The sequence below is a fragment of the Acidovorax sp. genome (genome assembly GCF_046314175.1).
Lineage (GTDB): Bacteria > Pseudomonadota > Gammaproteobacteria > Burkholderiales > Burkholderiaceae_C > Acidovorax.
This window is the reverse complement of record NZ_JBKBXG010000067.1, coordinates 21035-28869: the sequence shown is the minus strand read 5'-3', so window position 1 is coordinate 28869 and position 7835 is coordinate 21035. Positions and strand designations below refer to the sequence as shown.

The window sequence follows — 7835 nt, the reverse complement described above, 5'->3', positions numbered from 1 at the left end:
GTCCTGACGGTCTCGAACCGCCGACCTACTCCGTGTAAAGGAGCCGCTCTACCAACTGAGCTAAGGACCCCACCTAAACTGATCCTCAGTTCAAGGCATCTTTCAATGCCTTGCCAGGACGAAACTTAGGAACTTTAGCAGCTTTGATTTTAATCGTATCGCCAGTGCGGGGATTACGGCCGGTGCGAGCAGCACGCTTACCGACTGCGAAAGTGCCGAAACCAACGAGCGATACGGTGCCGCCCTTCTTCAGGGTCTTCTTGACTGCCTCGATCGTGGATTCCAGGGCGCGAGCCGCTGCGGCCTTGGAGATGTCGGCGTTGGTAGCGATGTGCTCAATCAGTTCGGTTTTGTTCACAAGAAGCCTCTCGGGAAAGAGTTGATGGAATGTCTCGCGGATATCTGGTCTTCACGCGTCAAAAAGCGCAGCCCCTTGGGACCGGCGGTGATTGGACGGGGGAATGACTGGCATACACAGCAGGGGCTGCTGCATCAGATTAAAGCCATCGAGTTTCCGGGTGTCAATACAGCACACTGTTTTGCAACAGCGCATCCATGAATTCTAGTCGCATTTCACGCTGCGACAGGGCTTGTAGGCTGTTTTTGTCTCAAACACGCCGTATGGGCAGCATTCCGTATTGACACGTTAGCGCCGTCATCCCCCAAAGCCCGACAACGCCTGCGCGATGGCTTTGCCAACATCTTGCGTGTTTGCTGTGCCACCCAGATCGGCCGTGCGTGGACCTCCGCTTTTTGGGTCCAGCACCGCCTCGATGGCGGCCAACACGGCATCGTGTGCTGGGCGATAGCCCAGAAAGTCCAGCATCATCGCGCCGCACCAGATCTGGCCGATGGGGTTGGCAATGCCCTGCCCCGCAATGTCGGGTGCCGAGCCGTGCACGGGCTCAAACAGCGAGGGCATGGTGCGCGTGGGATTCAGGTTGGCGCTGGGCGCAATACCGATGGTGCCAGTGCACGCCGGGCCCAGGTCACTGAGGATGTCGCCGAACAAATTGCTGGCGACCACCACGTCAAAGAAATCGGGGCGTTGCACAAAATGCGCAGTGAGGATGTCGATGTGGAACTTGTCGACTTTCACATCCGGGTATGACTTGGCCATCTCGGCCACACGCTCATCCCAATAGGGCATGGTGATGGCGATGCCGTTGGATTTGGTGGCACTGGTCAGGTGTTTTTTGGGGCGCGACTGGGCCAGTTCGAAAGCGAACTTGAGCACGCGGTCCACACCATGGCGTGACATCACCGTCTCCTGCATGACGATCTCGCGCGGGGTGCCTTCGTACATACGACCACCGATGCTGGAGTATTCCCCTTCGGTGTTCTCGCGCACGATGAACATGTCGATCTCACCCGGCAGCCGGGGCGATCCGTCGCGCCGCACCACAGGGGCGATCACGCCAGGCATGAGACGTGCGGGGCGCAGGTTGATGTACTGGTCAAACTCGCGGCGAAACAAGAGCAGCGAGCCCCAGAGCGAGACATGGTCGGCAATCTTTTCAGGCCAGCCCACTGCGCCAAAATAGATGGCCTCGTGGCCGCCGATCTGGTCCTTCCAGTTGTCCGGCAGCATCTTGCCGTGCTTCTCGTAGTAATCACAGCTCGAAAAGTCGAAATGGTCGAACTGCAGGTCGATGCCAAATTGGCGCGCTGCAGCGTCCATCACACGCAGACCCTCTGGCATGACTTCCTTGCCGATGCCGTCGCCGGCAATGACTGCAATGCGATGCTTCGCCATTCAAACGCTCCTGAAAATATAGCTACCAGCGCTTAACTATCAAGCGCTAGCGGCACAAATGACTCGAAATTTACTTGACGCGGGCCCGTATTTCAGGGAGCGCCTTCTGCAGGTAATACACCATGGACCAGACCGTGAGCACGGCGGACGCCCAGATCAGCCAGGTGCCCCACACGCCGGTGTCGATCACGCCGAAAAGGCGCGCGTCGTACAGCAAAAACGGAATGGCCACCATCTGCACCGTGGTCTTGACCTTGCCGATCATGTGCACCGCCACGCTCTTGCTGGCACCGATCTGGGCCATCCACTCGCGCAAGGCCGATATGGCGATTTCGCGGCCGATGATGATGAGCGCCACAAACACATCAGCGCGCTGCAGGTGCACCAGTACGAGGAGGGAGGCGCACACCAGAAACTTGTCGGCCACCGGGTCCAGAAACGCGCCGAAGGACGAGGTCTGGTTGAGCTTGCGGGCCAGGTAGCCGTCCAGCCAGTCGGTGGCGGCAAACACCACGAACATGACGGTGGCAATCAGGTTGCGCATGGCCGGGTCGATGGGCGCATAGAACACCCCCACGATCAAAGGTATCGCGACGATGCGCGTCCAGGTCATCAAGGTGGGGATAGTCCAGAACATGGCGGCGATTGTGTCATGGCAACACGGCGAATTGCGGCGTGTTCGAAATTAGCCGTGGAGCCTTTGGTCCTCAGCGCAACGCCCGGTAGATCTCTTCTGCCAGCTCACGCGAGATGCCATCCACCGTGACCAGGTCTTCCACACTGGCCGACGCCACCCCACGCACCCCGCCAAACCGCTGCAGCAACCGTGCCCGCTTTTTGGGGCCCACGCCAGCGATCTCTTCCAGTTGTCCGCCGCCCACGCGCACCTTGGCGCGCGCGGCGCGCATGCCGGTGATGGCAAAGCGGTGGGCCTCGTCGCGGATCTGCGCCACCAGCATGAGCGCGGCAGAGTCCTTGCCCAGGTAGACCTTCTCGCGGCCATCGGCAAAGACCAGCTCTTCCAGGCCGACCTTGCGGCCCTCGCCTTTTTCCACGCCCACGATGCGCGTCAGGTCCAGCCCCAGCGCGGTGAACACCTCGCGGGCCACGCCCACCTGGCCCTTACCGCCGTCAATCAGCACCAGGTCGGGCAACCGTGCCACGCCCTTGGGCTTGACTGCGCCATCGGTGTTGGATGTATCCGGCGGCGGTGCGGCCGCAAAGTCGATGCCCCCCGCCTCGCGCGCGGCCTCGGCCACCTTGCTGTAGCGGCGCGTCAGCACCTGGCGCATGGCGGCATAGTCGTCGCCGCCCGTGATGCCTTCGATCTTGTAGCGGCGGTATTCGCTGCTCTGCATCTTGTGGTGGTGGAACACCACGCATGACGCCTGGGTGGATTCACCCGCCGTGTGCGAGATGTCAAAACATTCGATGGTGAGCTGGTCCAGGTCTTCAGGCGGCAAGTCAAGTGCTTCGGCCAGCGCACGCGTGCGGGCCTTTTGCGAGCCCTCTTCCGCCAGCAGGCGGGCCAGTTGCAGGTCGGCATTCTTTTGTGCCATGTCCAACCAGGCCCGGCGCTGTTCGCGGGGCTGGTGGATGGCTGTGACTCGCACGCCCGTCTGGTCGCCCAGTGCCTCTAGCAGCGCCTTGTCCACTGGTTCGCTGGTGACCAGCACCGGGGGTACTGGCACGCCGATGTAATGCTGGGCGATGAACGCTTCGAGCACCAGCACCTCCACCCGGCGAACGGGCTTGGTCGGGGTGCTTTCATCTGCGCCCTCCCCGCCTTCACTGCCCTCTTCCTCAAACACGGCAGCGGCATCTTCCACATGCACCGGAAAATACGGCCGGTCCCCCAGATGCCGCCCGCCGCGCACCATGGCCAGGTTCACGCAGGCGCGGCCGCCCTGCACGCGCACGGCCAAAATGTCCACGTCCTTGTCGTCCGCAATCTCGATGGACTGCTGGTGCAGCACACGCGACAGTGCCTGAATCTGATTGCGCACCTCGGCCGCTTGTTCAAATTCGAGCTTGTCGGAATGCGCCATCATCCGCGCCTCCATGGCCTGCAGCACCTCCTGCGTTTCGCCGCGCAGCAGGGCCTCGGCATGTTGCACATCGGCGGCGTAGGCCTCGGGCGAGACCAAATTCACACACGGGCCGCTGCAGCGCTTGATCTGGAACAACAGGCAGGGCCGCGTGCGGTTGGCAAACACGGTGTCTTCACAGGTTCGCAGGCGAAACACCTTTTGCAGCAGCTGGATGGTTTCCTTCACCGCCCAGGCACTGGGGTACGGGCCGAAATACCGATGGCGCTTGTCCACCGCCCCCCGGTAGTACGCCATGCGCGGAAACGTTTGGCCCGGCGCATCACCCGTCCCTGCGGCCGTGCCTGTGATCTTGAGATACGGATAGCTCTTGTCGTCCCTGAACAGGATGTTGAACTTGGGGTTCAGCGACTTGATGAGGTTGTTTTCAAGCAGCAGTGCCTCGGCCTCGGAGCGCACCACCGTGGTCTCCATGCGCACGATCTTGCTGACCATGTGGCCAATGCGGGTGCCGCCATGGTTCTTGGTGAAGTAGCTCGACACGCGCCGCTTGAGGTGGCGCGCCTTGCCCACATAGAGTAGCGCGCCCTGGGCGTCGAAATAGCGGTAGACACCAGGCAACGCGGGCAGCGCAGCCACCTGCGCTAGCAGTTCTTCGGAATGCACATCAGACATGGCGCGTATTGTGGCCCCGCGGGCAGCCGGGCCTGAACACTATGAAATAAATAGCTGCTAGCGCTTACCCATCAAGCGCCAGAGGCCAATTTGATCATTATTCCGCTTCGATCTTTGAGCTTTTCACCACAGAGGCCCAGTTCGCCAGATCCGCCTTGACCTTGTCACCCAGCTGCGCCGGGGTCTGGTAGTCGGCCGTGGCGCCCTGCTCCAGCGCCTTTTGTTTAAAAGCGGCGCTCTGCACCACGGTGCGGATGTCGGCCGTCAGCTTGTCCACCACCGGCTTGGGCACCGCTGCGGGCACAAACAACGCAAACCAGGAGGTGGCATCGACTTTGGGGTAACCCGCCTCGGCGGTGGTGGGCACGTCGGGCAGGCTGGGCAGGCGGTCCTTGCCGGTCACAGCCAGCACGCGCAGCTTGCCGCTGGCGATGTGGGGCATGAACGGGGGCGCGGTCCCAAACGTCAGGTCCACCTGGCCGCCGAGCAGGTCTTGCAGCGCGGGGCCGGTGCCTTTGTAGGGCACGTGCACCATCTTGATCGCGCCCTGCTGCTCTAGCATGGCGCCGGTCACGTGCTGTAGCGACCCATTGCCCGACGACGCGTAGTTGAGTTTGCCGGGGTTGGCCTTGGCATAAGCGATGAGTTCGGCCAGCGTCTTCACCGGCAGGTCATTGCGCACCACGATGATCTGTGGGGCCGAGATGACATTGGCCACGGGCTGAAAGTCGGCCTGGTCCCACTGCTTTTGCTTGGTGATGTGGGGCGAGATGACGTGGTAGCCCGAGTACTGCATGAACACGGTGTAACCATCAGCCTCGGCACGTTTGACGATGCTGGCAGCGATGTTGCCGTTGCCCCCGCCTTTGTTGTCCACGATGACCGACTGGCCCAGCACCGGGGCCAGCGCCTGGGCCAACATGCGGGCCGACAGGTCGGTGGTGCCGCCTGCGGCGGTGGGGACGATCATGGTCACATTTTTGGTGGGGTAGGTGCCCTGGGCCCAGGCGCCGGTGCACAAGGCTGTGGCCAACGCCCCCAGGGCGATGGTGCTGAATTGTTTGCGGGTGATGTTCATGTCTCTGTCTCCTTGTTGTTGCTGAAAAATAAAAACTCTAAGAACGCGTGAGCGCCCGTTCGCGGATCGCATCGAAATCGGAAGGCACGGGGTGCAGCGCTAGGCGCGGGCCTGCCTTGGCGATCTGGCTCGGAATGTCGTGGCCGATGAGCGCAGGCAGCTGCTGCGCCGCCGCCAACAGTGCGCCCAGGTCCACGCCCGTGTCGTACCCCATCAACGCCAGCGCATGCACGATCTCTTCGCTGCACACATTGCCGCTGGCGCCCGGCGCATACGGGCAACCGCCCATGCCGCCCAGCGAGGCATCGAACCGGTCGGCGCCAGCATCGATGGCGGCCAGCACGTTGGCGAGGCCCATGCCACGCGTGTTGTGGAAGTGCAGCGTGAACGCCACCCCCGGCCAGCGCGCGCGGGCCGCCGCCATGATCTGGTGCACCTGCGTGGGATAGGCCATGCCCGTGGTGTCGCACAGCGTGATGCCGCGCACGCCCAGGTCTACAAAACGCTGTACCCAGCCGAACACATCGGCCTCATTCACATCGCCCTCCATGGGGCAGCCGAACACACAGGACAGCGACACATTCACCGCCACGTTGGCGCCCTGCGCCAGGGCCACGACCCGGGCCAGCGCCGCGAAGGACTGCTCCTGAGTCATGCGCAGGTTGGCCAGGTTGTGCGTGGCACTCACCGACATGACGAGGTTCAGCTCATCCGTGCGCGACTCGATGGCGCGCTCAGCGCCGCGCAGATTGGGCACCAGCGCGGTGTAGACGGTGCCCGGGCTTCGCGTGATCTCGCGCATCACGATCTCGGCATCTTTCAGCGCGGGGATGGCGGTGGGCGAGGTGAACGAAGTCACCTCGATCTTGGACAGGCCCGCTGCCGACAGCGCATTGCACAGCGTGATCTTTTCGGCCGTGGGCACAAAGGCCTTCTCCATCTGCAGGCCGTCACGCAGGCCGACTTCCTGCATGTGGATGCGGCGGTTCGCACCCTGCCATATGTTGGGGGTGTTGGCGCTGATGTTGGACGCACTCATTGAATCACTCCCTTGCTGCGCAGCAACGCAATCTGTTCGGCGGTCAGCCCCGCCTCGGCCAGCACAGCATCCGTGTCATCCCCCAGGTGCGGTGCACTGCTGCGGATAGTGCCCGGCGTGGCCGATAGCTTGGGCACGATGCCCGGCACTTCCACGCTGTAGCCGTCGCGCGTCTGCTGGGTCAGCAGCATGTCGCGGGCGCGGTAGTGCGGGTCTTCGGCGATGTCCTTGGCGGTATAGACCTTGCCTGCGGGAACGCGGGCGGCGCCCAGTGCGTCCAGCACCTGTTGCACGGTGCGCTGCGCGCTCCAGGCGCCGATGGCCGCGTCAATTTCATCAACGCGCGCTACGCGGCCTGCGTTGTCGCCCAGGTCGGGCGCGGCCCCCAGGTCAGCACGGCCAATCGCGTCCATCAAGCGCTTGAAGATGCTGTCGCCATTGCCTGCCACCAGCACCCAGCCGTCGGTGCACGGGTAGGCGTTGCTGGGCGCAATGCCCGGCAGCGCGCTGCCCGCGGCCTCGCGCACCGCGCCGAATGCGCTGTACTCAGGGATCAGGCTCTCCATCACGTTGAACACCGCCTCGTGCAGAGCCACGTCAATCACCTGGCCTTTGCCGCCATTGACCTTGCGGTGGTAGAGCGCCGTGAGCACGCCGATGGTGCCGTGCAGCGCCGCCAGCGTGTCGCCAATCGACACGCCCACGCGCACAGGCACGCGGCCGGGCTCGCCGGTCAGGTGGCGCAGGCCACCCATGGCCTCGCCGATGGCGCCAAAGCCGGGCAGGTCGCGGTAGGGGCCGGTTTGGCCGTAGCCTGAGATGCGAAGCATCACCAAGCCGGGGTTGAGCTTGTGCAACTCGTCGGGCGACATGCCCCAGCCTTCGAGCGTGCCGGGGCGGAAGTTCTCGACCAGCACATCGGCCTCGGCAATCAGCTGACGAGCGATGTCCTGCCCCTCCTTTTGCCGCAGGTCCAGCGCCACCGAGCGCTTGTTGCGCGACTGCACCTGCCACCAGACGGAAGTGCCTTCCTTGATCAGGCGCCAGTTGCGCAGCGGGTCGCCTGTTTCAGGCGCTTCGATCTTGATCACGTCGGCGCCAAACTCGCCCAGCGTCTTGCCGCAGAACGGCCCGGCGATGAGCTGGCCCATTTCGATGACGCGCACACCTTGCAACGCAGCGGGGGAAGCAATGGAATCCATGGAAATGTGTGTCTCCTAAGGGTGTGAACGTTTGGCG

General features: G+C 63.2%; 7 protein-coding genes. All 7 read right to left on the bottom strand.

Annotation, left to right across the window (positions count from 1 at the left end; all coding sequences use genetic code 11):
* Positions 1 to 85: 85 nt before the first annotated feature.
* Positions 86 to 358, bottom strand: coding sequence for an HU family DNA-binding protein (locus tag ACK4OE_RS18105; protein WP_056164954.1), 273 nt, complete (start codon positions 356 to 358; stop codon positions 86 to 88).
* Between the two features lie 297 nt (positions 359 to 655).
* On the bottom strand, positions 656 to 1756 hold the full coding sequence (locus ACK4OE_RS18100) for a tartrate dehydrogenase (RefSeq protein ID WP_409886691.1): 1101 nt from the start codon (positions 1754 to 1756) through the stop codon (positions 656 to 658).
* Positions 1757 to 1826: 70 nt separating this feature from the next.
* Positions 1827 to 2393 (bottom strand): CDP-diacylglycerol--glycerol-3-phosphate 3-phosphatidyltransferase, encoded by a 567-nt coding sequence (gene pgsA / locus ACK4OE_RS18095; protein WP_409886689.1) that lies wholly within the window; start codon positions 2391 to 2393, stop codon positions 1827 to 1829.
* 70 nt (positions 2394 to 2463) lie between these two features.
* Entirely contained in the window at positions 2464 to 4479 is a 2016-nt protein-coding gene (gene uvrC / locus ACK4OE_RS18090) for an excinuclease ABC subunit UvrC (protein ID WP_409886687.1), read from the bottom strand.
* 97 nt (positions 4480 to 4576) lie between these two features.
* Complete coding sequence (locus ACK4OE_RS18085) at positions 4577 to 5557, bottom strand: Bug family tripartite tricarboxylate transporter substrate binding protein (protein WP_409886685.1); 981 nt, start codon at positions 5555 to 5557, stop codon at positions 4577 to 4579.
* Between the two features lie 37 nt (positions 5558 to 5594).
* Positions 5595 to 6596, bottom strand: a complete 1002-nt coding sequence (locus tag ACK4OE_RS18080; RefSeq protein ID WP_409886683.1) for a hydroxymethylglutaryl-CoA lyase — start codon at positions 6594 to 6596, stop codon at positions 5595 to 5597.
* Positions 6593 to 7798, bottom strand: a complete 1206-nt coding sequence (locus ACK4OE_RS18075) for a CaiB/BaiF CoA transferase family protein (RefSeq protein WP_409886681.1) — start codon at positions 7796 to 7798, stop codon at positions 6593 to 6595. The genes ACK4OE_RS18080 and ACK4OE_RS18075 overlap by 4 nt, the downstream gene beginning before the upstream one ends.
* Between the last annotated feature and the right edge of the window lie 37 nt (positions 7799 to 7835).

Excerpts from the sequence above, each read along its gene's own strand:
- ACK4OE_RS18085 (WP_409886685.1), bottom strand. The coding sequence starts at position 5,557 with ATGAACATCACCCGCAAACAATTCAGCACCATCGCCCTGGGGGCGTTG.
- ACK4OE_RS18080 (WP_409886683.1), bottom strand. The coding sequence starts at position 6,596 with ATGAGTGCGTCCAACATCAGCGCCAACACCCCCAACATATGGCAGGGT.
- pgsA (WP_409886689.1), bottom strand. The coding sequence starts at position 2,393 with ATGTTCTGGACTATCCCCACCTTGATGACCTGGACGCGCATCGTCGCG.
- ACK4OE_RS18075 (WP_409886681.1), bottom strand. The coding sequence starts at position 7,798 with ATGGATTCCATTGCTTCCCCCGCTGCGTTGCAAGGTGTGCGCGTCATC.
- uvrC (WP_409886687.1), bottom strand. The coding sequence starts at position 4,479 with ATGTCTGATGTGCATTCCGAAGAACTGCTAGCGCAGGTGGCTGCGCTG.
- ACK4OE_RS18100 (WP_409886691.1), bottom strand. The coding sequence starts at position 1,756 with ATGGCGAAGCATCGCATTGCAGTCATTGCCGGCGACGGCATCGGCAAG.